20 protein-coding genes are annotated in these 25,516 nt (G+C 58.6%); 14 read left to right on the forward strand and 6 right to left on the reverse strand.

What is annotated here, in order from left to right; genetic code table 11:
* Positions 1–22: 22 nt before the first annotated feature.
* Positions 23–1,540: a 5-carboxymethyl-2-hydroxymuconate semialdehyde dehydrogenase gene (hpaE, locus tag AKV04_RS21800; RefSeq protein WP_054008478.1), complete on the reverse strand. Its 1,518-nt coding sequence runs from the start codon at positions 1,538–1,540 to the stop codon at positions 23–25.
* Positions 1,541–1,549: 9 nt separating this feature from the next.
* Positions 1,550–1,936: a 5-carboxymethyl-2-hydroxymuconate Delta-isomerase gene (locus AKV04_RS21805; protein ID WP_054008479.1), complete on the reverse strand. Its 387-nt coding sequence runs from the start codon at positions 1,934–1,936 to the stop codon at positions 1,550–1,552.
* Between the two features lie 181 nt (positions 1,937–2,117).
* On the opposite strand from AKV04_RS21805, the gene AKV04_RS21810 reads away from it, so the two are divergent.
* From AKV04_RS21810 to AKV04_RS21830, 5 genes are all read left to right on the forward strand, one after another.
* On the forward strand, positions 2,118–2,939 hold the full coding sequence (locus tag AKV04_RS21810; protein WP_054008480.1) for a metalloregulator ArsR/SmtB family transcription factor: 822 nt from the start codon (positions 2,118–2,120) through the stop codon (positions 2,937–2,939).
* Positions 2,940–2,942: 3 nt separating this feature from the next.
* Positions 2,943–3,953: an ArsJ-associated glyceraldehyde-3-phosphate dehydrogenase gene (locus AKV04_RS21815; protein ID WP_054008481.1), complete on the forward strand. Its 1,011-nt coding sequence runs from the start codon at positions 2,943–2,945 to the stop codon at positions 3,951–3,953.
* On the forward strand, positions 3,950–5,200 hold the full coding sequence (gene arsJ / locus AKV04_RS21820; protein WP_054008482.1) for an organoarsenical effux MFS transporter ArsJ: 1,251 nt from the start codon (positions 3,950–3,952) through the stop codon (positions 5,198–5,200). The genes AKV04_RS21815 and arsJ overlap by 4 nt, the downstream gene beginning before the upstream one ends.
* 234 nt (positions 5,201–5,434) lie before the next feature.
* Entirely contained in the window at positions 5,435–6,394 is a 960-nt protein-coding gene (locus tag AKV04_RS21825) for a response regulator (RefSeq protein WP_082351787.1), read from the forward strand.
* A complete protein-coding gene (locus AKV04_RS21830; RefSeq protein WP_054008484.1) occupies positions 6,391–6,765 on the forward strand; it encodes an Hpt domain-containing protein in 375 nt (124 codons plus the stop codon). The genes AKV04_RS21825 and AKV04_RS21830 overlap by 4 nt, the downstream gene beginning before the upstream one ends.
* A 19-nt stretch (positions 6,766–6,784) precedes the next feature.
* On the opposite strand, the gene AKV04_RS21835 is transcribed toward AKV04_RS21830, so the two are convergent.
* The 3 genes from AKV04_RS21835 to AKV04_RS21845 all read right to left on the reverse strand — a co-directional run bounded on the left by AKV04_RS21835 (position 6,785) and on the right by AKV04_RS21845 (position 12,733).
* On the reverse strand, positions 6,785–9,190 hold the full coding sequence (locus AKV04_RS21835; RefSeq protein WP_162232925.1) for an ATP-binding protein: 2,406 nt from the start codon (positions 9,188–9,190) through the stop codon (positions 6,785–6,787).
* A 71-nt stretch (positions 9,191–9,261) separates the two neighbouring features.
* Positions 9,262–9,678 (reverse strand): response regulator, encoded by a 417-nt coding sequence (locus tag AKV04_RS21840; protein WP_054008486.1) that lies wholly within the window; start codon positions 9,676–9,678, stop codon positions 9,262–9,264.
* Positions 9,679–9,832: 154 nt separating this feature from the next.
* A complete protein-coding gene (locus AKV04_RS21845; RefSeq protein WP_162232926.1) occupies positions 9,833–12,733 on the reverse strand; it encodes a PAS domain-containing hybrid sensor histidine kinase/response regulator in 2,901 nt (966 codons plus the stop codon).
* 589 nt (positions 12,734–13,322) lie between these two features.
* Here AKV04_RS21845 and AKV04_RS21850 point away from each other — a divergent pair.
* The gene (locus AKV04_RS21850; RefSeq protein WP_054008488.1) at positions 13,323–14,633 is read left to right on the forward strand and encodes a calcium-binding protein; all 1,311 of its coding nucleotides are present in this window, start codon (positions 13,323–13,325) and stop codon (positions 14,631–14,633) included.
* A 147-nt stretch (positions 14,634–14,780) separates the two neighbouring features.
* Here AKV04_RS21850 and AKV04_RS21855 read toward each other — a convergent pair whose 3' ends face one another.
* Positions 14,781–15,539 carry a DeoR/GlpR family DNA-binding transcription regulator gene (locus AKV04_RS21855; protein ID WP_082351795.1) on the reverse strand — a complete coding sequence of 253 codons (759 nt, stop codon included), beginning with the start codon at positions 15,537–15,539 and terminating at the stop codon, positions 14,781–14,783.
* Between the two features lie 280 nt (positions 15,540–15,819).
* On the opposite strand from AKV04_RS21855, the gene glpD reads away from it, so the two are divergent.
* From glpD to glpK, 8 genes are all read left to right on the forward strand, one after another.
* Positions 15,820–17,415 carry a glycerol-3-phosphate dehydrogenase gene (gene glpD, locus AKV04_RS21860; protein ID WP_054008490.1) on the forward strand — a complete coding sequence of 532 codons (1,596 nt, stop codon included), beginning with the start codon at positions 15,820–15,822 and terminating at the stop codon, positions 17,413–17,415.
* Positions 17,416–17,424: 9 nt separating this feature from the next.
* Positions 17,425–18,501, forward strand: coding sequence for an ABC transporter ATP-binding protein (locus AKV04_RS21865; RefSeq protein ID WP_054008491.1), 1,077 nt, complete (start codon positions 17,425–17,427; stop codon positions 18,499–18,501).
* Positions 18,501–19,577 (forward strand): ABC transporter ATP-binding protein, encoded by a 1,077-nt coding sequence (locus AKV04_RS21870; RefSeq protein WP_054008492.1) that lies wholly within the window; start codon positions 18,501–18,503, stop codon positions 19,575–19,577. Before AKV04_RS21865 ends, AKV04_RS21870 begins: the two co-directional genes overlap by 1 nt.
* Positions 19,577–20,449, forward strand: coding sequence for a carbohydrate ABC transporter permease (locus AKV04_RS21875; RefSeq protein WP_054008493.1), 873 nt, complete (start codon positions 19,577–19,579; stop codon positions 20,447–20,449). Before AKV04_RS21870 ends, AKV04_RS21875 begins: the two co-directional genes overlap by 1 nt.
* Positions 20,449–21,252 (forward strand): carbohydrate ABC transporter permease, encoded by an 804-nt coding sequence (locus tag AKV04_RS21880; RefSeq protein ID WP_054008494.1) that lies wholly within the window; start codon positions 20,449–20,451, stop codon positions 21,250–21,252. The genes AKV04_RS21875 and AKV04_RS21880 overlap by 1 nt, the downstream gene beginning before the upstream one ends.
* Position 21,253: 1 nt before the next feature.
* On the forward strand, positions 21,254–21,655 hold the full coding sequence (locus AKV04_RS21885) for a DUF2160 domain-containing protein (RefSeq protein ID WP_235815731.1): 402 nt from the start codon (positions 21,254–21,256) through the stop codon (positions 21,653–21,655).
* Between the two features lie 68 nt (positions 21,656–21,723).
* Positions 21,724–23,445, forward strand: a complete 1,722-nt coding sequence (locus AKV04_RS21890) for an ABC transporter substrate-binding protein (protein WP_156317733.1) — start codon at positions 21,724–21,726, stop codon at positions 23,443–23,445.
* 329 nt (positions 23,446–23,774) lie between these two features.
* Positions 23,775–25,259, forward strand: coding sequence for a glycerol kinase GlpK (gene glpK / locus AKV04_RS21895; protein ID WP_054008495.1), 1,485 nt, complete (start codon positions 23,775–23,777; stop codon positions 25,257–25,259).
* The last annotated feature ends 257 nt before the right edge of the window (positions 25,260–25,516 follow it).

Consider the following 25,516-nt stretch of genomic DNA (forward strand, 5'->3'; position numbering starts at 1 on the left):
CCTGGAAGCAATTATTGTGGTGTCAGCCGCCAAGTTTCGGAATGGCGTGGGCTTGGGTAGCAAAGGCTATATTCTTGGTTTCCATGTAGAAATCGAACGACCACTCCGCGCCGTCGCGGCCGATCCCCGAATTCTTCACCCCACCAAACGGCGCGGCCAGATGGCGGACGTTTTCCGAGTTCACCCAGATCATCCCGGCTTCCAGCGCATCGGTAAAGCGGAAGGCGCGGGTGACATCCGATGTCCACAGATAGCCGGTCAGCCCGTATTGTACATCATTGGCAATAGCCAAGGCCTCGGCCTCATCCGTGAACGGAATGGCCGTCAGCACCGGTCCAAAGATTTCCTCCTGCGCGATCCGCATCTGATTGTGCGCGCCGGTAAACAGCGTCGGGCTGACATAACAGCCACCCCCCGGCCCTGCGAACTTCGCACCACCTGCGGCCACGGTGGCTCCTTCGGCTTTGCCAATCTCGATATACTCCAGCACCTTGGCTTCATGCACTGGATGGATCAGCGGGCCGATCACCGTCTTGGGGTCCAGCGGATGCCCCACCACGATCCGCTTCGCCTTCTCAGCCACCATCGCGGTGAACTGATCATAAATCGAAGCCTCCACCAGCAGGCGCGAAGACGACGTACAACGCTCGCCGTTCAGCGAGTAAATCATGAACACCGCAGCATCTACCGCTCGCTCCAGATCAGCATCGGCGAACACGATCACCGGGTTCTTGCCGCCCAATTCAAAATGCACCCGCTTCAGCGTATCCGCGCCCTGCTTCATGATCATCGACCCGGTGCGGGACTCACCCACAAAGCCAATCGCCTTGATATCGGGATGCTCGGTCAAAGCCCGCCCCGCATCCTCGCCAAACCCGTTCACCAGATTCCACACCCCGGCAGGCAGGCCCGCACTTTGAGCAATCTCCACCAGCAACCGCGCCGACAAAGGCGAGAATTCGGCGGGCTTATGTACCACCGTGCAACCTGCAGCCAGTGCCGGAGCGATCTTCCACGTCGAGAGCATGAACGGCGTGTTCCACGGCGTGATGATGCCCACCGGACCGATCGGCGTGCGGGTGGTCATGTTGACCTGCCCCTTGGCGCGCAGGGTCTGACCATCGCGGGCCTTGGGGGCAAGATCGGCGAAATAACGGAAATTCTCGGCCCCGCGCAGCGCCGCCTTCGACATGAAGCGAATGGATTGCCCGGTGTCCATCGCCTCGACAAAAGCGATCTCCTCGGCGCGCGCCTCAATCGCATCGGCGATCTTGTGCAGCAGCGCCTTGCGGGCTTCGCCATCCATCGCCCGCCACCCCGGAAACGCGGCCTTCGCCGCCGCGGCCGCCTGTGCCACATCCGCCGCCTTGCCATGCGCAACCCGCGCCAGAGGCTTCAGATCGACAGGGGAAATGATTTCAAACGTCTCGCCGTCCAACGCGGGCACAGCCTTGCCATTGATGTGGTTCAGCACGCCTTCGCTGCGGAACCGCGCCAGATAGTCGTCAGCGCGGGCAATATTGGTATTTAGATCAGACATGTCGGTGCCCTATTTTGCGCGCAGGCGCGGATGGATGGCGTTTTTCTTCCAGCTGAGCACTGGGTCGAGCTCGGAAATATCCAGCGTCAACGCGAAATGGGGTGTCCCAAACAGCGGCGCAAAATGCGCGGCTGCCGCGGCAAAGATCATCTCCCCCGCCCGCGCCTTGTCAGCCGCATTGCGCCCCGCCCCAATCCGCATTCGTAGATCGGCAAAGGCGTTTTCCGGCAACAAATCCGCAACCGCATAGTCCTCACACCGTACGGCGCGCACCCGGATCGCGCCCAACTCGAACAAACCCGTCGCCAAAATCGCCGCATGAAGCGCCCGGCAAAGCCCCGCCATATCGGTGTTGCTGTCAAGATTAGCGGAATACTCGATGGTCAGATGCGGCACATCACTCCCCCCCCCTATTATCATTAACACGTTAAGTAGTAACCTTGCCACTGTCAAGCCCACGCTGCGGCTTGACCGCGCGGTTTTTTCCCTGTCGGTGATTCTCTCCCAAAGCCACGTCAGGCCCAACCGTTACAAAAGCTTCACTTGGCACCTCTCATATTTCCAGTATTCTCGAACTATGGAATCAAAATTGATCACCCAGGCTTTTGCCACCCTCGGCCACCCCGGACGCCTCGCAGTGTTTCGCCTGCTGATGCGCTTTGCGCCGCAGGGCGTGCGGCCAACCGAAATTGCCGAAGCCTTGCAGATGAAGCCAAACACCCTGTCTCACCATCTGTCAGAGTTGGAGCAAGCCCGCCTGATCAGCGCGCAGCGCCAAGGCCGATCATTGTTCTACAGCATCCGGCTCGATCAAGTCTCGGCACTGGTTGGCTATCTGGTCATCGACGCAGGCCGAAACCGCCCTGAGATCACTGACCCCCTTTTCAACCCCATGGAGACGGACATGGCCAATCGCCCTTGGAACATTCTGTTCATCTGTTCAGGCAATTCTGCCCGCTCGATCTTTGCCGAGGCTCTGTTGAATGATATTGGCCAAGGCCGCTTCCGGGCCTATTCTGCTGGCACGAAGCCAGGCACGCAGTTGAACCCCTTCGCCATCGAGGTTCTGGCACGGGCTGGTTTGGATGTCTCAACCCTGCGCTCCAAACATGTCTCCGAGTTCGAGACGGCAGAGGCGCCCAAAATGGATTTCGTGTTCACCGTTTGCGATCAGGCCGCGGCAGAGGAATGTGCGCCTTGGCCGGGTCAGCCGATGACCGCGCATTGGGGTCTGCCCGATCCGGTCAAAGCCACGGGGACAGATGCCGAAAAGGCTTTGGCCTTCGCCGATGTTTTCGCAAGCCTGCGCCGCCGGATTCTGGCTTTCACCGCCCTGCCTTTTGCGGAACTTGAGAAAATCGCGCTGCAACAGCAGCTTGACACCATAGGAAGGCAATAGCCCATGCCCCGCATCGCCCTCAATGGCCTTGGCCGAATTGGCAAACTTGCCCTGCGCGATTTGATTGACACCGGCTCGGGCGGCGAGATCGTCTTGATCAACGACCCTGTCGGTGAACCAGAACAACATGCGCTGCTGATGGAATTTGATTCGGTGCATGGCCGCTGGCCGCGCGCGATTTCCTATGATGCCGACAGCCTGACTTTGGCCGGGCACCAGATCCGCCTCACCCAAGCCAGACGCATCGAGGATTTGCTGCTGGCCGAGGTGGCGATTGATCTGGTGATCGACTGCACGGGCGTGTTCAAGACGGCGGCAAAGATGGCCCCCTATTATGCGGCAGGGGTGAAAAAAGTGGTAGTGTCCGCCCCAGTCAAGGACGAAACCGCCCTGAACCTTGTTTTTGGCGTAAACCATCACCTCTATGACCCCGCCCAACACAACCTGATCACGGCGGCCAGTTGCACCACCAACTGCCTCGCCCCGGTGGTCAAGGTGATCCACGAAGCCATCGGCATCCGGCATGGTTCGATCACCACCATCCATGATGTGACCAACACCCAAACCATTGTCGACCGTCCCGCCAAAGATATGCGCCGCGCCCGCTCGGCCCTGATGAACCTGATCCCAACCAGCACCGGATCGGCCACCGCGATCACGCTGATTTACCCGGAACTGAAGGGCCGCTTGAATGGCCATGCCGTGCGGGTGCCGCTGCTGAACGCCTCACTCACCGATTGCGTGTTTGAAGTGGCGCGCGAGACGACAGTGGAAGAGGTGAACGCGCTGTTCAAAACCGCCGCTGAAGGCGCATTGCAGGGCATTTTGGGCTACGAGCCCCGCCCTCTCGTCTCAACCGACTACCTAAATGACCCCCGCTCGGCGATCATTGATGCAGCCTCGACCATGGTGATCAACGGCACGCAGGTGAAGATCTACGCATGGTATGACAACGAATGGGGCTATTCCTGCCGTCTGGCCGATGTCGTCCGAATGGTGGCGGCCTCGCTATGACTGACCAAGCCAACGGCCTGCGCGCCTATGCGGCAGTGACGGCGGCCTATTGGGCCTTCATGCTGTCGGATGGCGCGCTGCGCTTGCTGGTGTTGTTGCATTTCAACGGCTTGGGCTTTTCCCCGATCCAACTGGCGTGGCTGTTCCTGCTTTATGAACTCGCCGGGGTGATCACCAATCTGTCGGCAGGCTGGCTGGCGGCGCGGTTTGGTCTTGCCACCACGCTGTACCTTGGGCTTGGCCTGCAAATCGCCGCCCTCGCGGTCCTCGCCCAGCTTGACCCCGCATGGAGCGTTGCGGCCTCGGTCACTTTCGTAATGGCGGTTCAGGGCGCCTCTGGCGTTGCCAAAGATCTGGCCAAGATGTCGTCGAAATCAGCGGTCAAGGTGTTGGCCCCTAAGGGCGAGGGCGTGCTGTTTCGCTGGGTGGCCATTCTGACCGGATCAAAGAACGCGGTGAAGGGCCTTGGCTTTTTCATCGGCGCGGCCTTGTTGGGCCTCATTGGCTTCAAAGCGGCAATCTGGGCGATGGCCGCCGTTCTCGCGGTGATCCTGCTGGCCATCATCGCCTTTCTGCCGAAAGGACTGCCGGCCGGCCAGAAAGACGCCAAATTCTCGCAGGTCTGGTCCAAGGATGCGCGGATCAATCGCCTCTCACTGGCCCGGATGTTCTTGTTTGGCGCAAGAGATGTTTGGTTCGTGGTCGGCGTTCCTGTCTATTTCCATGCGGTGCTGTCGGATGGCTCAGCCGATAGCAGCCGATCCGCGTTCTTTCTGATCGGCGGGTTCATGGCGCTCTGGACCATCGCCTATGGCGCGGTTCAGGCTTTCTCCCCGCAGATATTACGCGTCAAAGACGAGTCAGAATCGGCCATCACCGCCAAAGCGATACGCTGGGCCGCAGTGCTAACACCCATTCCCTTTACGCTCGCTGCACTCGCCCTGACGGCCCACACGCCCGCGCTCTGGTTCACGCTGACGCTCGCGTCGGGGTTGTTGCTGTTCGGCTTCGTGTTTGCGGTGAACTCCTCCGTGCATTCCTACCTGATCCTCGCCTTCGCTTCATCCGACCGCGTGTCGATGGATGTTGGTTTCTACTACATGGCCAACGCGGCGGGTCGGCTTTTGGGAACCGCATTGTCGGGAATCAGCTATAAAATCGGGGGTTTGCCATTGTGCCTTGCCACAGCAGGCGTCATGGCCGCGGCCAGTTGGGTCGCTGTACGCAAACTGCGGGCCAGCGCCTAAACATGACGACGATTGCATGGCCCATGCCCTTCGCTTCCGCAAGCTTGCGCGTCACCCATCTGCCCATCTCGCACGATGGACAACACAACCAAATGGCGATATTATTTTGCGACAAAACCAATACCGTTAACGATTTGCCCGACATTTGACAAAATTTGAACTTAGCTTTTTCAATAAGGTTTAGAAAAGTGCCGCGCAGTACTATGCAACCAGAAGGCGCATAAGGCGAAAGGGATGACAATGAAGATCCTTGCGGTAGACGATGATCCGGTTTTTCTGGGGGTCTTGCTTCCGATGCTCGGCGCACTTGGCAAAGCCAATGTGACCATCGCGCGCTCGGGCGATGAAGCCTTGTTCAAACTGGCGGACGCGGCTGAGGCATTTGACTGTCTGCTGTTTGACCTCCAGATGCCGGGCATGAGTGGGATACAACTGTGCAATCATGTGCGCAACTTGCCCGTCTATCGGCGCACACCCATCGTTATGATCACGGCAATGACCGGAAAACGCTTCATAGATGACGCGTTTGCTGCTGGGGCGACCGACTATATCACCAAGCCGCTTGACCCGATCGACCTGAAAGCCCGCATCGGCATGGCAGAGCGTTTGCTGAAAGAACGCAGCATCACGGCTTCCCTTGAAAAGAAGTTTGACCAGCGCAGCGACATCATCGCCATTGACGTGGATTTTGACAGCCCGTTCCCGATCCCCGGATTTGAGCGCGGCGTCGAATATCTTGCGCTTGAAAACTACCTGCTGATGCTGGGAAACAAGCGGATGTACTCCACCGCAGCCTTTGGCATTTCGGTGAAAAATGCGCACTTGTTCTTCAAAAAGTCCTCGCCCTTGGGTTTTGTGAACATGCTGGGCGATGTCGCTTCGGCCATCAGTGATGCGGTAAAGTCCGAACAGATGATGATGGCCTACGCAGGGGCCGGCAATTTCGTCGCTGTCGTGTCGAACAATCTCTCAACCGAGCGGGTTGAACTGGAGGCGATGATCCAGTCTGGCATCGAAGATTTCGCCAGCTTTTATGCGGCAGATCGCCTACCCTTACCGCAGATCAAAGTCGGGGATCTGGCGCGCACCTCGTTCTTTGGCCTGTTCAATCCCACAAGCATCCTTGATCACGCGGTGAATCTTGCCCAATCACGCCAAGACGGAAAACCCAAACCGTGGTGGAGCGCCGCATGACCGGATTGCAATACTTTGGCGGATCAGCAGGCGGCGGGGCCAATGACATGACGGCGGTGCTAGAACCCGCGCGCGCGATGTTTCGTGGCTTAATTGTTGAACGCATCATGGCCTTTGAAGCCTATCGCAAGCTTGTCCAGCATGGCGAAAACCCACAGGATGAGATGGCGAAGATTGCCGATATCGCCCATAAAATTTCCGGCGTGGGCGCGACGCTTGGCTTTTTCAGAACCGGACAACTCGCAGGTGTCTTGGATCGTGCCATCACGGAAAACCTGGCGAAATGTGCCGATCCTGAATATTTCCGGCTCATCGTCGACCCCATGCTAGAGGCACTTCTGATCGAAATGGAATCCCTGCTCGACGACTAAAGCGCAGCATATGCTTGCCTTATGGCTTGGGTTCTGCTGCTGATCCAACCAAAGCACTGACAGCCAGCGACAGATCAATCGAGCTGATCGGCTTGCCGATACAGCTGTCAAACCCCCAAGCGATATAACCCGCGATCTGATGCGCCATCACATTGGCGGTCACGGCAATGATCGGGATCGGCGGGACGCCGTGCAGCGCTTCAAGCTCGCGGATTTTCCGCAAAGCCGTCGGTCCGTCCATCACGGGCATCGCAATATCCAACAAGATGGCGTCAAAGCGCCCGGCTTCCCAAGCCTGCACAGCTTGTTCGCCATCGTTGACGATGACCACCTTGGCACCAAGCCGGGCCAGCATCATTTCCAGCACGGCGCAATTCGTTTGATTGTCGTCAGCCGCCAGCAAGCGCAGCCCCGCAAGGCCAATAGATTCCATAGGTGCTTTTGCAACCCGGTCGACCGCAACAGTGCTCAGCGGCAGTGGCAACGAAACGCTGATCGTCGTACCGCGCCCGCGCGCGGAATCGACCGTGATCGTGCCGCCCATCCGATCAACCAAAGACTGCGTGATCGCCATGCCCAAACCTGTGCCGCCGTAACGCCGGGTGACCGAACTGTCGGCTTGGCTGAACTCGTCATGCAGACGCGACACTTGTTCCGGTGTCATGCCGATCCCGCTATCGCGCACCTCGATCACCAGCGGCATCGTCGCACGTCCACTGATCTTGACCGTCACCTCACCGCGATCGGTGAATTTGATCGCATTGCTGACCAGATTGTGCAGCACCTGCTGCACCCGATGCGGATCACCCACCCGTAACAATTCCGCGCCGGACCCGATCAGAACCTCAAAATCCAAACCCTTTTCGTCGGCGCGCAATTCGTACTGATCTTCAATCCGTTTGGCCAGATCAAGCGGGCTGAACGGCAGCTCCTCAAACTCGATCTTGCCAGCTTCAATCTTGGACATGTCCAGAATATCATTGAGAATATTCAGCAATGCCTCGCCCGAACGCCGGATTGTACCGATCATGCGCTTCTGGTCGGGTTGCTCCAACGATGTCTCCAAAAGCTCGGCCATGCCCAGCACCCCATTCAACGGGGTGCGGATTTCGTGGCTCATGTTCGCCAAGAACTTCGATTTGGTCCGGCTGGCTTCCTCGGCATGGGCTTTGGCCACATAAAGCTGCGTCACATCCGACCCGACACCGCGAAAGCCCGCGAACGTGCCATCCTCGTCAAACACCGGCGCGCCACTCATCCGGCGCCAGCGGACAACGCCATCGGTCGATTGTGGCGCGCGATAGACGAAATCCTGAAACGGCTGATTTGAGTTCAGCGCCGCCAGCATGATATCCCAGTCGATGCCCGGCAACATATCGGGGTTGGCTTCCAGCCACTCCTCTTGCGTTTTGCCCAGCAAGCCTTCCTTTGGCACGCCGCCATCATCGAAATACGCGCCATCCAGTACGAAGACAAAGCGCCGATCGCTGTCCATCTCCCACAGCCAGCCATCCGAGACCGCCGCAATGTCGATCAGGCGCTGTTCGACCTTGGCGCGTTCGACTATCTCCCGTTCAAGATCGGCTTTGACAGCCGTCAGCGCGGCTTCCCGTGCCCTTTGCGCGCTGATGTCGACCTGCACGCCGAGAATCAGCCCCGGCGCCCCATCCGGCCCCCAATGAATTATACGGCCGGTATCAAGCACCCAGATCCAGTGACCCGCCTTGTGACACAGGCGGTACTCGGCCTTGAAGATATAATTTGGATCGTCGAACAATTTGTTGAACAGGGCCTCGGTAGCGTCCAGATCATCGGGATGCACCCGTTGCCGCCAAGTCTCAAACGTCACCGGACTGAGTTCTTCCAGCCGATAGCCCAGCAACGCCGCCCAATATTCGTTGACGCGATGTTCGCCGGTGATGACATTCCATTCCCACGAACACACCTCTGCGCCGTTGATCAGATTGCTATACTTTTGCTCCGCCAGAAACTGCTTGCTGATGTCGGTATGAACCTCCATCAACGCGCCGTTCGCCATGAGTTGCTCATTGACACGCAAGATACGGCCGTCCAGAAGCGTCCGCTCAAAGCTCCGCCCCGGCATGTGGCGATTGGCAATGCGCTCGGCAATCCACGCGTCCTCGCGCCCCTGCGCTTCCACGACCTGACCATGCGCGATGCCATAGCGCAGAATGTCCTGAAACCCGCGACCCGGTACCAATTCCGAAGCGATCAGCGGATAGAAATCGCGAAAACTCTGGTTGCAATAGACGAACCGGTCGTCGGCATCATAGATCACCACGCCCTGATCAAGAATACGCAGGGCTTCAATTTGAAGCTGGAGGCGAACGGCATTTTCTTGGGCTTTGGTATCAACAGAACCAACGCCTGAAGTGCCCGTTCCTGCGTTATCTGCTGTGCTCACATTCAGCCTTTTCATTCACTCTTTCAGAACAGGTCCACACGATGGCCCGTCACTGTCAAGCAAATGTTGGCCTAAACGCTGCCCTGCGGCACCACGCCCCCCAACAGCGCGCCAACCGTCGAAAGCAGGTCCTGCCGGCTCAGCGGTTTCGGCAGCGTGACCTCAAGCGAGGAGGCGACGGTGCTCAGATCAAACGGCTTAAAATTCGCGTCGGCGGTAAACCGGATCACTGGCGTTGTGGCATTCATCGTCCGTCCTGCCCGCAAATGACGGATCACTCGATCACCGGTAATGAAGGGCATGTTCTGATCGACGATCATCAGATCGAAGCGATGCGTCAACGCCGCTTCCAAAGCTTCCCGCCCATCCGAGGCAATAGTCAGCTCGACGTTCACCCCAAAGAGGAACGCCTGAACGATGCTTTGATTGACTAAATCATCCTCGGCCAACAAGATTTGGAATTTGATCGGAGGTGCAGCTTCTGTCATTTGGAATCAACCCGTCACTGGAGCAAAAAACATAGTTCTTCCTATAAACCGAGTTACATAAATTTTTGCTAGAAAAATGGCCAAAACATAGGGAATTGGCCTATTTGCTAGGAGTTACAGCTGCTTAGCAACCACAGGTTGCAATGTGGTGACATCAAAGCTGCAGTAGGCTGTGCAAAGCATGCAAAAGATCAAGTCGCCGGAATGGTTTCGCCAGATGGCTGTCAAATCCACCGATAAGATAGTCGGCGATCTGAGTCGGCATCGCATGCGCCGTCACTGCAACCGCCAAAACCGGAGCCAAGCCGCGCGACGCTTCGATGGCGCGAATTTCTGCCAGCGCACTCATCCCATCCAGCACCGGCATGGTGATATCCAGCAGCACCAAGGCAAAGGGCTCCCCCCGATCAAGCGCCGCGCCCCAAACCTCAACTGCCTCGCTGCCATTTTCAACCTGCGTCACCACCGCGCCAGTTCTGGCCAGCATCTCGGACAACACCAGCCGATTGGTTGCGTTGTCGTCCGCGCAGAGAAGACGCACTCCTGCCAGCGCGTCTTCGCGTAAGGAACCCGCTTTTGGCTTCACCAGCGTTGAAGGCGCGCTCTCTGCCTCGGGCAGCGGCAACACGATCCGAAACATCGAGCCAAGCCCCGGCGCACTTTCCGCTGAGATCGTCCCGCCCATCAAGGTCACAAGCTCCCGGACAATCGACAGCCCAAGCCCGGTGCCCCCAAACCTGCGTGTCATGCTGCCGTCAGCCTGCTCAAAACTCTCAAACACCCGCGCCACCTGCGACGCGTCCATGCCGATCCCGGTGTCCGAAACTTCGATCTGAACCGGCTTGTCGGTCCGACACGAAAATTTCAGCGTGACCGTGCCTTTCTCGGTGAACTTGAACGCGTTATTCAACAGATTGTTCAGCACCTGCATCAAGCGATGCGCATCGCCCAAACGCGGCTTGTCGCAACCTGCCGTCGCAAGCACCTCAAACGCCACGCCCTTTTCTTCGGCCGCAATCGCATAGATCGTTTCCGCTTGGCGGATCAGTTCCAGCGGCACAAAGGGTGCCGATTCTAACGCCATCTTACCAGCCTCAATCTTGGACATATCAAGGATTCCATTCAGCACGGTCAGCAAGGTCTCGCCCGACTTGCGGATCGTATCGACCATCTGGCGCTGCAACGGTTCGGCAACAATGTCCGCCAGAACCTCGGCCATGCCCAGCACCCCGTTCAGCGGAGTTCGGATCTCATGGCTCATATTGGCCAGAAAGGTCGATTTCGCCCGACTCATGTCTTCGGCCCGCATCAGCGCGTCTTGCAAACGCTGGGTCGCCGCCAGACTTTCCGTGACATCCGAGAAAGACACGACCCCAAAGCGCTGGTCGCCCATATCCAGCAGGGTTGCATTAAACGACAGAATACCGCGCCCGCCATCGGGGCGTAAAAACGCACATTGGATGTTGCGTAGCGGCTCAACCGCCCGCAGCGCCAGTTTGAACGGCGATTGGTCTTCCGCCAAGCCTGTGCCATCGACATGCTCTAGCTTCAGCGCCGAAATGTCGAAATCTTCGCCGGGCGCAATTCTGCAGATCGGCCCCAGAATACGCTCCGCTTCTTGGTTCACATAAGAAATCCTATGCGATCCATCCAGCACAACAATCGCCGAGCTGCTGGCATCCATCACGTCCAGAAGGAACGCCCGGCTGGCAAAAACATCCTGCTCAAGCTGCTTTTGATCGCTGACATCAAGGTGCACGCCAGATATCCGCAACGGCGCGCCATCGGGTGTGCGCTCGGACACCCGGTATCGCGAAAGTATCCAAACCCAATGGCCGTCGCTGTGGCGCATCCGAAATTCAGCACTGACATACGGCGCATTTGCGTCCTGATTGAAATCCTCAATGCGCACAAGTTTCGTTTGATCGTCTGGATGGAGCATCGCAAGAAAGTCGGGCACACTCAGAGCACCCAATTTGTCGGCCTCAAGCCCAAGGATTTCCTCCCAGCGCCCGCCGACATGAATTTTGTTGGTGGTGACGTCCAACTCCCAAGTGCCCACAGCGGAGCCGTCGATGATATCGTTCAGGCGTTGCTCGGTCCGATGCCGGTCGGCAAGCACCTGAGTCAGATTCCTGTTGGCGGCGTCCAATGCGGCGATCTGATTGCGCGTCGCCGTGATGTCAAAGCCCATCGCAATCACGCCACCATCCGCGGTGCGGGTGCTGACCCGGTGCATCCAGCGCCCATCCGGCAGTTGCACCTCATCATCCCAGCGCGGCTTGTGATATTGCGACAGCCGTTTTTGCAGCCACGCCTCTCTTTGCGCCTCAGTCGAGTCGCCCAGAAACGCCTGCTTTTCCAAGCCAACCCGCAATAGATCGCCCAAGGTCACCCCCACGACGGCATGACTAGCAAGATCTGGGAAGGCCCGATGATAGGCCGCATTGACAGCAACAAGCCGATCCTCGGCATCAAAGATCACCACGCTGTCGGGCAATGCCTGAATCGCATTGTTCAGCCGCATGTGCGAGGCGGCAGCCGCCGACGCCAGCGCCGCCATCGCTGATTCCTGATCCTTCAGCTTACTGACCACCGCACCGATCGAGTCGTAGCCCTGTAGGGCATCTAAATGATCCTGCGCGCGCCCCAAATCAGACCTAGGCTGCTGATCGGCGTCGCCTAGCTTGCCTGCAGCAAGACCCTGCACCAGAATGGCCTGCAAGATATCCGTTAGCGCCTGCAACATCTGCATCGAGGCCGCACTGTCAAAATACTCCGCCCCCAAAGCAGCATACCCGATGGCCCCGATGCATTGCCCGCTCTCCATCATCGGCAAAAACAGGAAATCTTCCGGGCCGTGATCTGCGCCGTCGCCGCGCTGCACAAACCGCGCTGCGGAAATCTGCATCGCCTGAGCGGCCACACCATCGCCCAGCCAATGCGCAACCAGAGCGGTGGGCAATATCTGCGGCAACACACCGATTTGCTCGGGCACCGCCCCGCTCGCGCTATAGGTCAGATGGCACAACCCGTCGCATCCGCGCAGATACACAACCGCGCCACTCACACGGATCAAAGGGCAAAGCTGCGCTAGCGCGGAGTCAACGGCTAAGGCGGCACCACGTCTGCGAGATTCCAGAAGATTGCCAAGAACTGCAACCAAAGGCACAATATTTTGCAACCAAACTTCCCCAATAGGTTGTCCTTTGCTAGCGGTTTCTGGGCCACAGTCATAGGGCTGAACGTAGCCTGCCTCCCTTTCCGCAGCAGATTCCCCCGAAAATCCCTTCGCCCAATCACGAAGCCGCGCTGCCGTCGCGTCAAGCCGCTGCAAGATCCCGCCCGAGATCGAGCCAGTGCCGACCCGGACAGCCCGGCCTGCGCGGGCACCCAGCACCCTCTTGACGTTTTCAGACGACCCCATGTCAGCACGCCCGTAATTGCTGCGATATCTGAGCGCCCTGACCCTCTCGCAATACGTCAACAGGACTGACACAACTCAAGAGAGACTAAAGATAAGATTTCATATGGCATATATATACCTAAGATTGACTGATATCAAACTCTCCATTAGGTTGTAAATGGGTGGGGGTGTTGCGAAGAGTTTATCTTCGCTTAACTCAAGAGGATAAGTGATTCAGATGACAACCTTTACGGGAACTAACGGCAGCAACATCATGCCAAGCCTGCTTGGCGCGGTTGCGGCACTGGGTGACGACCAATTCTTCGGATTGGGCGGCAATGACCTGATGATCGGCTTTCTAGGGAACGATACGTTCGAGGGTGGCGCCGGTGCAGATATCATCATCGGCGGTGTTCTGAATATAAATCTGCTAAGCGCGACTGTGGATGCAGCAGGCAATGACACCGCGACGTACACAACGTCGAACTCGGGCGTGACCGTTGACCTTTCAACGGCCGCACCGCTTGCGCTTAATTTGCTGAACACCGGCATCTCGCTCAGTGTGGTTGAAGCGGTCACGGGCCATGGCGGACACGCAGAAGGCGATATTTTGATTGGGATTACCAATCTAACCGGCTCGAATTTCGCGGATGCCTTGACTGGCAATGGCCGTGACAACCTGCTTTTGGGCGGCGGCGGAATGGATACGCTCAGCGGGAACGCTGGAAATGACACGATTTTTGGCCAAACCGGAAACGACCTGCTGTTCGGCGGGGATGGCGACGATTCCATCGAAGGTGGCGATGGGGTCGACACGGTCAACGGCGGTAGCGGCGATGATGTGCTATATGGCAAAGATGGCGCTGATATCCTGAATGGCGATGCTGGAAACGATTTCCTATATGGCGGCACAGGTGCCGACATAATGGCCGGCGGCACGGGAAATGACATTTATTATATCGACTCGGTCGGCGACAAAATCATTGAGAATGTCGGCGAAGGCATCGATGGCATTCAAAGCACGATAACGGTCCAAATGGCAACCTACAGCCAGAATCTCGAAAACCTTGAATTGCTGGATGACGGCGGAAATATTAATGCTTTTGGAAACAATCTGGGAAACCGGATTGTTGGCAATATCGGCAATAACCTTATCCGCGGCGGCATTGGCGATGATGCGCTGTATGGCGGACGTGGAAACGATAGCATCTTTGGTGATAGCGGTAACGACTATCTCAATGGCGGCATCGGCGACGACATTCTGACTGGCGGCGGCGGCAATGATGTGCTGATCGGCAATGCCGGGGCAGACAGCTTTGTCTTTGCGGGCGTTTTCGGCAATGACATCGTTGAGGATTTCTCGGTCGCGAATGCCAAAGAATACATCGACCTGCGGGCGCTGCCGGGCGTGACTGGCTGGGCTGATCTGACGGCCAACCATCTGAGCACGAACCTCAACGGCGATGCGGTTATCACGATTGGCGCCAATACGATCACGCTGACTGACGTAACGGTGGCTTCGTTGACTGCGAACGAATTCCTGTTCTGATTGCCCAAACTCGTCAGCGGTGCATTTCCTGCCCTTCATCAAAGGGTTAGGTGATGCGCCGCTGATATTTTTTGAAAGCGTGGCGTGTCATTATCGCTGCTCGCCGATTGTCTCGCTTGCGCGACGACGCACCAGACCCCACCACAACTAGCAGCAGTTGATCTTGGTGCCCCAGTCGTTACAGCGCTGCGTCAAATCCTCGGGAAAGGGTTGATCGGTGAAGACTTCGCTGATCTCGCTCAGCGACGCCAACCGTGCCGGGGCGGACCTTCCCAGCTTTGAATGATCACAGACCAAAAACACCCGTCGTGCTTGCCGGATGATGGTTTTTGACACCCGCACTTCGGCCAAGTCGAAATCCAACAGATCGCCATCGCCGTCCAAGGCCGAACTGCCGATGATCGCGTAATCCACCTTGAACTGCTCAAAAAACTGCGTGGTCAGCTCACCCACCAAGCCGCCGTCCGAGCGTCGGAACGCCCCGCCCGCAACCATGATGTCGCAGCTTGCATTGGCCACCAGAATATTGGCGACGTTCATGTTGTTGGTGATCACGGTGATGTTGCTATGTTGCAGCAACTCGCGCGCCACCGCCTCGGTAGTGGTGCCAAGGTTGATGATGATTGAGCAATTATTCGGGATCGCCGCAGCACAGGCCTTGGCGATCGCGGCCTTGGCTGCCTCATTCATATACCGCCGCTCGTCATAGCCCAGATTGGTGACCCCCGTGCGCGGCACCGCCCCGCCATGCACCCGGTCGAGGAGCCCCGAGTCCGCCAGTTCCGTCAAATCGCGCCGAATGGTCTGCAAGGTCACGTCAAAGCGCTGTGCGAGATCCTCAACCACCACGCGGCCATCGGCGCGGGCAATTTCGACAATCTCACTCTGTCGAAAGCTGAGGGCCAAGGAGTTTCCTTTCGCGCGATGACGCCGGGTAAGCGGCATCTTTCGGGCAAGTGGCGCCGCCGATCAAGGCCGAAAACACGCTGCATCGCAGTGATATTTCACGCCGCATCGCAGCGCGAATTTGTGCGAATTTGAGATTATCGCAGCAAAATCAAAGCAGGTAGCGCAATCATTGTAAGCTAAATGTTCGCTTTTTCCAAATTCGCACAAAAGCGAAATTAATTGTTGACCACCCAACGCGATTGCTTCAGCCTAAGTCTCGCTAGGGAGGAGACTTAGCTTGACCACGCAGCAACGGCCCGAAACGGTCGACCTTTTCATTATCGGAGGCGGCATCAACGGCTGCGGAATCGCGCGAGACGCGGTGGGTCGCGGCTTGTCGGTGACGCTAGCCGAGCAGGGCGATCTGGCGCAGGCAACCTCCTCGGCCAGCACCAAGCTGTTCCATGGTGGTCTGCGCTATCTGGAATACTTCGAGTTCCGTCTGGTGCGTGAGGCCCTAGAGGAACGCGAAACCCTGCTGGTCGCGATGCCGCATATCTCATGGCCGATGCGCTTTGTGCTGCCCTACCATCCCGACATGCGGTTCGAGGGCGAAACCCCCACCGGCAAGCTGATGGCCCGCGTGATGCCGTGGATGAAGGGGCGTCGATCGGCGTGGCTGATCCGCCTCGGCCTGTTCATGTATGACACCCTCGGCGGTCGCAAAATCCTGCCAGCCACGCGCACACTCGATCTGAAGACCGACCCCGCCGGCCGCGCGTTGCAGCCCCGCTTCGCCCATGCTTATGAATATTCCGATTGCTGGATCGAAGACGCCAAACTGGTGTCACTGAACGCCCGTGACGCCGCCCAGCGCGGTGCGCAAATCCACACCCGCACCCGTGTTGTCAGTGCGACCCGCGACGGCGATCTGTGGCACGTCACCACCGAAGATGCGGCGGGACAAACCACCCACACCGCCCGCGCCTTGGTCAACGCCGGCGGCCCGTGGGTCGAAGACATCATCCGCAACGTCGCCCGTATCAACTCGACCGAAGGCGTGCGTCTGGTGCGCGGCTCTCACATCGTCACCCGAAAACTCTACGACCATGACCGCTGTTATTTCTTCCAAGGCAGCGATGGCCGCATCATCTTCGCCATTCCCTATGAGCAAGATTTCACCCTGATCGGCACCACCGACAAAGACCACCAATCCGCCCCCGACAACGCCATCTGCACCGACGAAGAACGTGATTATCTGCTAAATTTCGCCAGCCAATACTTCGCCAAACCCGTCACCCGCGATGATGTGGTCTGGAGCTATTCCGGAGTCCGCCCGCTGTATAACGACGGGGCCACCTCGGCCACCGCTGCCACCCGCGACTATGTGCTGTCGCTCGACCAAAACGGCGCGCCCTTGCTGAACGTGTTCGGCGGTAAGATTACAACCCACCGCCGCCTTGCGGAAAGCGCCTTGGCGAAACTCGCACCCTTCTTCCCGCATGCCAAACCCGCATGGACCGCCCGGGCACCGCTTCCCGGTGGGGATTTCCCGCATACCGATGTGCCGAAACTAACCGCCAGCCTTGCGCAATCCTACCCCTTCCTCACCCCAGCATGGGCCGCCCGTCTGATCCGCGCCTATGGGTCTGAGGCGAAAACCCTGCTTGGCCCCGCCAAAACCGCTGCCGACCTCGGCCAAGACTTCGGCGCGACCCTGACCGAGGCTGAAGTGCGCTGGCTGATCACCCACGAATTCGCACGTGAGGCCAATGACATCATCTGGCGCCGCACCAAGCTCGGCCTCCGGATGAATGACACGCAAATTGCACAACTTTCGGCCTTTATGGCTGCTACACTAACCCCGCGGGCGATCAGCCCTGCGGCGGAATGAGGAACCAGAATGTCGATTGAACTGCAATCCGTCTCGCGTGTGGTGAAGGGCCAGAGCTATATCCAGCCCACCAATCTGACGCTGGAAAACGGCACGATGAACGTGCTACTGGGGCCAACCTTGTCGGGCAAAACCAGTCTGATGCGGCTGATGGCGGGGCTTGATCAACCGACCACGGGCAAAATTCTGTGGCAGGGCAAAGACGTGACCGGAATGCGCGTGCAAGACCGCAAGGTCGCGATGGTTTACCAGCAATTCATCAACTACCCCGGCATGTCAGTTTACGACAACATTGCCTCGCCCCTGCGCCTGATCGGCAAATCCACTGCCGAGATTGACCGTGCCGTCCGCGAAACCGCTGAAATGCTGAAGCTGACCCCGATGCTGCAACGCAAACCACTGGAACTGTCCGGGGGCCAGCAACAACGCTGCGCCCTTGCCCGTGCTTTGGTGAAAGAAGCCGGCCTCGTACTGCTCGATGAACCGCTCGCCAACCTCGACTACAAACTGCGCGAGGAACTCCGCGCCGAGATCCCGCGCATTTTTGAGAAATCTGGCGCGATCTTTGTTTATGCCACCACCGAACCCGAAGAAGCCCTGCTGCTCGGCGGCAATACCGCCACCCTCTGGCAAGGTCGTGTCACCCAGTTTGGTGCGACGCCGCATGTCTACCGCCACCCGGTCGATGCGACAACGGCGCGGGTGTTCAGCGATCCACCGATGAACTTCCTGAATTTCACCAAGCAAGGCAATGCTTTGCGCTTCGGCGACACCCAAGCCTCCGCCTTCAACAGCCTGCCCGATGGCAGCTACACCGCAGGCTTCCGCGCCAATCACCTGCATCTGCACAAGCCCAGCGCCAACGCCATCGAACTGCCCTGCACCACCACGGCATCCGAGATCACCGGATCAGAAACCTTCCTGCACCTCCAGCACGGCCAAGACCGTTGGGTAGCACTTGTGCATGGCGTCCAATCCCTGAACGCGGGCGATAAGGTCAGCCTCTGGCTCGATCCCGCCCATATCTATGTCTTTGACGGCGACGGGCGTTTGGCCTCAACCGCCGCTTACGCGGTGGCTGCATAATGGCGCAAATTACCCTCAAAAACCTCGCGCACAGCTACAGTGCCACCCCAAGCAGCGACGCAGATTATGCGCTGAAACAGATGGATCATGTCTGGCAAGACGGTGGGGCCTATGCCCTGCTCGGCTCGTCCGGCTGCGGCAAGACCACGCTTTTGAACATCATCTCTGGCCTGCTGCGCCCCAGCCAAGGCCGCGTGCTGTTTGGCGACCGCGACGTGACCGATGCCGAAACCTCCGAGCGCAACATCGCGCAGGTGTTCCAATTCCCCGTGGTCTACGACACCATGACCGTGCGCGAAAACCTCGCCTTCCCGCTGCGCAACCGCGGCATGGACCCCGCCTATATCAAGGCCCGCGTCGCGGCGATTGCCCAAACCATCGGCATGAAGGCAACGCTGGATCGCAAAGCGCGCGGCCTCACCGCCGATGCCAAACAAAAGATAAGCCTTGGTCGCGGCATGGTGCGCGAAGACGTCAACGCCATCCTGTTCGACGAACCGCTGACTGTGATCGACCCGCACATGAAATGGGAATTGCGCACGCAGTTGAAGCAGCTTCATCGCGAGTTTGGTCATACGATGATCTATGTGACCCATGACCAGACCGAAGCCCTAACCTTCGCCGACAAAGTCGTGGTGATGTATGATGGCCGCGTCGTGCAAATGGGCACGCCAGAGGAGTTGTTTGAAGCCCCCGCGCATACCTTCGTCGGCTATTTCATCGGCTCGCCGGGGATGAACCTGCTCGATGCGCAGGTGACGGGCAGCACCGCGCATCTGCAAGGCATCGACGTGGCGCTGGGTGCATCTTACGCCCCGCAAACAGGCCGCACCCAAATCGGTATCCGCCCGGAATACTGCGAGCTTTCCGCCACCGAAGGCCTGCCGATCACCATCCGCCGTGTCGAAGACGTCGGTCGCCACCGCATCATCCGTGGCGAAGTCGCGGGCCAAGTGGTCAACGTCATCGCCGCCGAGGGTGCCGAGATTGCCGCCGACCAAACCCGCGTCCGCTTCGCGCCTTCGCGCATCAACGTCTACGCCAATGACTGGCGCGTACAGGGAGGGGCGATCTGATGGAAAAGACCCAGAACAACAAAGCCTGGTTCCTTGTGCTGCCGGTGCTGATCGTGGTGGCGTTCTCCGCCGTGATCCCGCTGATGACGGTGGTGAACTATTCGGTCAATGACACCTTTGGTCAGAACGATTTTTTCTGGAACGGCCTCGGCTGGTTTGAAGAAATGATCTCCTCCGACCGGATGCACGCAGCCCTCGGCCGCCAAGTCCTGTTCTCGGCGATCATCCTCGCCATCGAAGTGCCATTAGGCATCTTCGTGGCGCTGAACATGCCGAAGAAAGGCTTCTGGGCCAGCTTCTGTCTTGTGCTGATGGCCCTGCCGCTGCTGATCCCGTTCAACGTCGTCGGCACCATCTGGCAAATCTTCTGCCGCATCGACATTGGCCTGCTCGGTCACAGCCTTGCCGCCATCGGTATTGACTACAACTACACCAACGACGCCTTGGACGCATGGATCACGATCGTGGTGATGGACGTCTGGCACTGGACCTCGCTCGTCGCCTTGCTCTGCTACGCAGGCTTGCAGAGCATCCCGCAAGCCTATTACCAAGCCGCCAAGATCGACCAAGCCAGCCGTTGGTCTGTGTTCCGCTACATTGAGCTGCCGAAAATGTCCGGCGTGCTGCTGATCGCCGTCCTCCTGCGCTTCATGGACAGCTTCATGATCTACACCGAGCCGTTTGTGCTGACCGGCGGCGGCCCCGGTAACTCCACCACCTTCCTGTCGATTGACCTCGTGAAAATGGCCGTCGGCCAGTTCGACCTCGGCCCCGCCGCCGCCTTCTCGATCATGTATTTCCTCGTGATCCTTCTGGTTTCTTGGGTGTTCTACACCGTCATGACCACCCTCGATGCGCAGGAGACCAAATGATGAAAAACCGCGGCTCACTCATCACCATGACCCTCTACCTGCTGTTCCTGCTGATCCCGATCTATTGGCTGATCAATATGAGCCTGAAGACCAACACCGAGATCACCTCGACCTTCTCGATCTACCCGCAGACCTTCACCTTCGCCAACTATGTCACCATCCTGACCGACCCGTCGTGGTATATGGGCTACGTCAACTCGATGATCTATGTGGTGATGAACACTGTGATCTCGATCACCGTGGCCCTCCCCGCCGCCTATGCGTTCTCGCGCTACAGCTTCATGGGCGACAAACACCTGTTCTTCTGGCTGCTGACCAACCGGATGTCGCCGCCCGCCGTGTTCGCCCTTCCCTTCTTCCAACTCTACAGCTCCATCGGCCTGTTCGACACCCATATCGCCGTCGCCCTCGCCCACTGCCTGTTCAACGTCCCCCTCGCGGTCTGGATCCTCGAAGGCTTCATGCGGGGCGTCCCGAAAGAAATCGACGAAACCGCCTATATCGACGGCTATTCCTTCCCGCGCTTCTTCATCCGCATCTTCATGCCGCTGGTCGCCTCCGGCATCGGCGTCGCGGCCTTCTTCTGCTTCATGTTCTCATGGGTGGAACTGCTGCTGTCCCGCACCCTGACGGCGGTGAACGCCAAATCCATCGCCGCCACCATGACCCGCACGGTATCCGCCTCCGGCATGGACTGGGGAGTCCTCGCCGCAGCCGGGGTTCTCACCATCATCCCCGGAGCCCTCGTGATCTACTTCGTGCGCAACTACATCGCCAAGGGCTTCGCCCTCGGGAGGGTTTGATATGACCGCTTCACGCTGGAACACCCTCTTCGCCAGCCTTTTCGCCGCAATGGCAGCCCTGCTGGCCTTCCTGATCTGGGCCACCCCGCGCAATGACGAAGGCTTCCAATGGTTTGACCCGATGATCAAAGGTGGCTGGATGGCATGGACCTTCCCGGTCGCGCTATTCTTCTACATCATCGCCGCCTTGCTGATCACTTTCACCCTGCTGGCGATCCGCTACCCCGAAACACCCCGCCACGGCATCCTGCGCATTGAAACCACGCGCGGTGATAGGTTGTTCATCACCCTACTCGGCTCGGCCTTTATCAATCTGGCTTGGCTGTTCTTCTTCGGCGCACCGCTGACTTGGGCGCTGATCCTCTGCCTCGCCTACGCCTATGCGGTGTTCCGCTGGGTATAAGGCAGCAAACCACCCCGGCGGGCAATCGCCGGGTCACAACGAAAACTCAACATTCTGGGAGGAATCGAATGAGACTGCGCACAACATCAACCGCCATTGCGCTTGCGCTGATGGCCTATGGGATGCCGGCTTTCGCCGACATGGAGGCGGCAAAGGCTTTCCTCGATAAAGAAATCGGCGATCTGTCGGTGCTCTCGCGTGCCGATCAAGAAGCCGAAATGCAATGGTTTGAAACCGCCGCCAAGCCCTACGCAGGGATGGAGATCAAGGTCGCCTCGGAAACCCTGACCACGCATGAATACGAAGCCAAAGTGTTGGCTCCGGCCTTCACTGCCATCACCGGCATCAAGATCACCCACGATCTGATCGGCGAAGGTGACGTTGTCGAGAAACTGCAAACCCAAATGCAGTCCGGCGAAAACATCTATGACGCCTATATCAATGACTCGGATCTGATCGGCACCCACTGGCGCTATCAGCAAGCCCGCAACCTGACCGACTGGATGGCTGGCGAAGGCAAAGACGTGACCAACCCCGGTCTGGATCTGGCCGACTTCATCGGCACCAAGTTCACCACCGCACCGGATGGCAAACTGTATCAACTGCCCGACCAGCAGTTCGCCAACCTTTACTGGTTCCGCTACGACTGGTTCAACGATCAGAAAACCAAAGACGATTTCAAAGCCAAATACGGCTATGATCTGGGCGTTCCGATCAACTGGTCGGCCTATGAAGACATCGCCGAATTCTTCACCGGGCGCGATATGTCCTATATGGGCGGTCCGGCCAAGGTCTATGGCAACATGGATTACGGCAAGAAAGACCCAAGCTTGGGCTGGCGCTACACCGACGCGTGGATGTCGATGGCCGGCATGGGCGACAAGGGCGAGCCGAACGGCCTTCCCGTCGATGAATGGGGCGTCCGCGTTGATGAAAAGTCGCGTCCAGTCGGCTCTTGCGTTGCGCGTGGCGGTGCCACCAACGACGCAGCGGCGGTCTATGCGATCACCAAATCCATCGAATGGCTGCAAAAATACGCGCCACCTTCGGCGGCTGGTATGGTGTTCGGTGAAGCTGGCCCGGTGCCTGCGCAGGGTGAAATCGCCCAGCAAGCGTTCTGGTACACTGCTTTCACCGCCGATATGGTGAAGCCCGGTCTGCCGGTGATGAACGAGGATGGCACGCCGAAGTGGCGCATGGCCCCCTCGCCGCACGGCGCTTACTGGTCGGAAGGCACCAAGGTCGGCTACCAAGACGTGGGGTCGTGGACATTGATGAAGTCCACCCCGGTCGATCACGCGCAGGCGGCTTGGCTTTATGCCCAGTTTGTCACCTCGAAAACCGTCGATATGAAGAAGTCTGATGTGGGTCTTACCTTCATCCGTCAATCCACCATCGACAGCCAGCACTTCACCGATCGCGCGCCTAAATTGGGTGGCCTGATCGAATTCTACCGCTCGCCAGCCCGCGTGGCATGGTCGCCAACTGGCACCAACATCCCGGATTATCCGAAGATGGCGCAGCTGTGGTGGCAGAACATCGGCGACGCTATGTCGGGTGAGAAAACCCCGCAAGAAGCACTGGATGCTTTGTGCGCCGAGCAAGAAAAGGTGATGGCACGGATCGAGAAAAGCGGCGTTCAGGGCGACATCGGCCCGAAGCTGAACGACGAGCAAGACCCGCAGATCTGGCTTGATGCACCGGGCGCGCCCGTTGCCAAGTTGGAAAACGAAAAGCCGCAGGGTGAGACCATCGCCTATGACGAGCTGATCAAGTCTTGGCAGAAGTGATCTGACACGTTGACAAAGGGGGCGGGGTGCAAGCCTCGCCCCTTTTCTTATGCAGGATTGCGGGACGGGCGGACCATGAATCGACTTCCTACAATTTGTCTAAAATTGTTTCATCCTCTGTGCGCAAATATCCCACGGGGGTTTGGGGGTGTGAAACCCCCATCGCCCTCAATGCAGCAACGCCCCCGTTTCCCGCGAAGGCTTCTTGCCCTAAACTCACCCAACTCAGCCCCAAACGTTAAAAATCCCTTAACGCGACCACCCCAACCACCTGATATAAAACAACAATAAAAGTTCCCGAGTTGGGACCATACCACCCCGGAGGCCACATGACCCATATCCTCGCCATCGACCAAGGCACCACCTCCTCCCGCGCGATCCTGTTTGATGCGGGCCTGAAAGTCATCGCCTCCGCCCAACAAGAATTCCCGCAACACTACCCCCACCCCGGCTGGGTCGAACATGACCCGGCAGATTTGTGGGCCACAGTAGCCTCCACCACCCGCGCCGCCATCGAGCGCGCCGGAATAGATGCCCATTCCATCGCCGCCATCGGCATCACCAACCAACGCGAAACCACCCTGCTGTGGGACCGCACCACCGGCCAACCCCTCCACAACGCCATCGTCTGGCAAGACCGCCGCACCGCCGACACCTGCACCGCCCTGAAGGATACAGGCCACGAGGCCATGATCACCGCCCGCACCGGCCTGCTGCTCGACCCCTACTTCTCGGGCACCAAACTCAAGTGGCTGCTGGATCACATCCCCAACGCCCGCACCCGTGCCGCAAACGGAGAGCTCGCCTTCGGAACCGTTGACACCTACCTGATCTGGCAACTGACCGGAGGCCGCACCCACGCCACCGACGCCACCAACGCCGCCCGCACCCTTCTTTACAACATCGCCGACGGCCACTGGGACGCCGAAATCTGCGCCCTCCTCGACATCCCCATGCAACTGCTGCCCGAAGTCCGCGACAGCTCCGCCGATTTCGGCCGGACCCGCGCCGATCTGTTCGGCCACGAAATCCCGATCCTCGGCGTCGCAGGCGACCAGCAAGCCGCCACCGTCGGCCAAGCCTGCTTCCAACCCGGCATGATGAAATCCACCTACGGCACCGGATGCTTTGCCCTGCTGAACACCGGCGACAAAATGGTGCCGTCGAAAAACCGCCTGCTGACCACCATCGCCTATCAGTTGGACGGCAAACCGACCTACGCGCTGGAAGGCTCAATCTTCATCGCCGGAGCCGTGGTTCAATGGCTGCGCGATGGCCTGAAAATCATCCGTGAGGCAAAAGAAACCCAACCCCTCGCCGAAGCCGCCGACCCCGCACAAGACGTGATCCTCGTCCCCGCCTTCACCGGCCTTGGTGCGCCCTATTGGCGGCCCGATTGCCGGGGCGCAATCTATGGATTGAACCGCAACTCTGGCCCTGCCGAACTGGCCAAAGCAGCACTAGAAAGCGTCGGCTACCAGACCCGCGATCTGTTGGAGGCCATGCGCGCCGATTGGGGCGTCGCCGCCGAGGGTATCTTGCGGGTCGATGGTGGCATGACCGCCTCGGATTGGGCGATGCAGTTTCTGTCCGATATTCTGGGCGCGCCCGTGGATCGCCCGGTGATCACCGAGACCACCGCATTGGGCGCGGCCTATCTGGCTGGCCTGAAAGCCGGGATTTGTCCCTCTCCTGCCGAATTCCAGAAATCATGGGCGCGGCAGCGGCAATTTCGACCGCTGATGGATGCGACCAACCGCGCCAGCAAATACGCCCGCTGGACCCGCGCCGTCGCCGCAACAATGAGTGTCTAGGTTCAGGACTTCAGTAACGGGGTCGTCCCAGTCAAGCGGTTTTGCGCATGCGGGATGCGCCGCCGAACTGCGGTTTTGTGCTTTGAGAGCTTAGTCTGCTTCCCTTCTCGGCAACCTTCGCCTGAGGTCGACCCGGGTGCATGCTTCGGTCCGGGTCAGCGCGATGGCCGCCAACATGATGCTGGTTCAATGCAATTCCGATGTGCCCATCTCATGAGCGTGCTCGATGCGATCGGCATCAGTCCTGAGCACGGCAT

Origin of the sequence: Cypionkella psychrotolerans (genome assembly GCF_001294535.1) — a bacterium.
GTDB classification, from domain to species: Bacteria; Pseudomonadota; Alphaproteobacteria; order Rhodobacterales; family Rhodobacteraceae; genus Cypionkella; species Cypionkella psychrotolerans.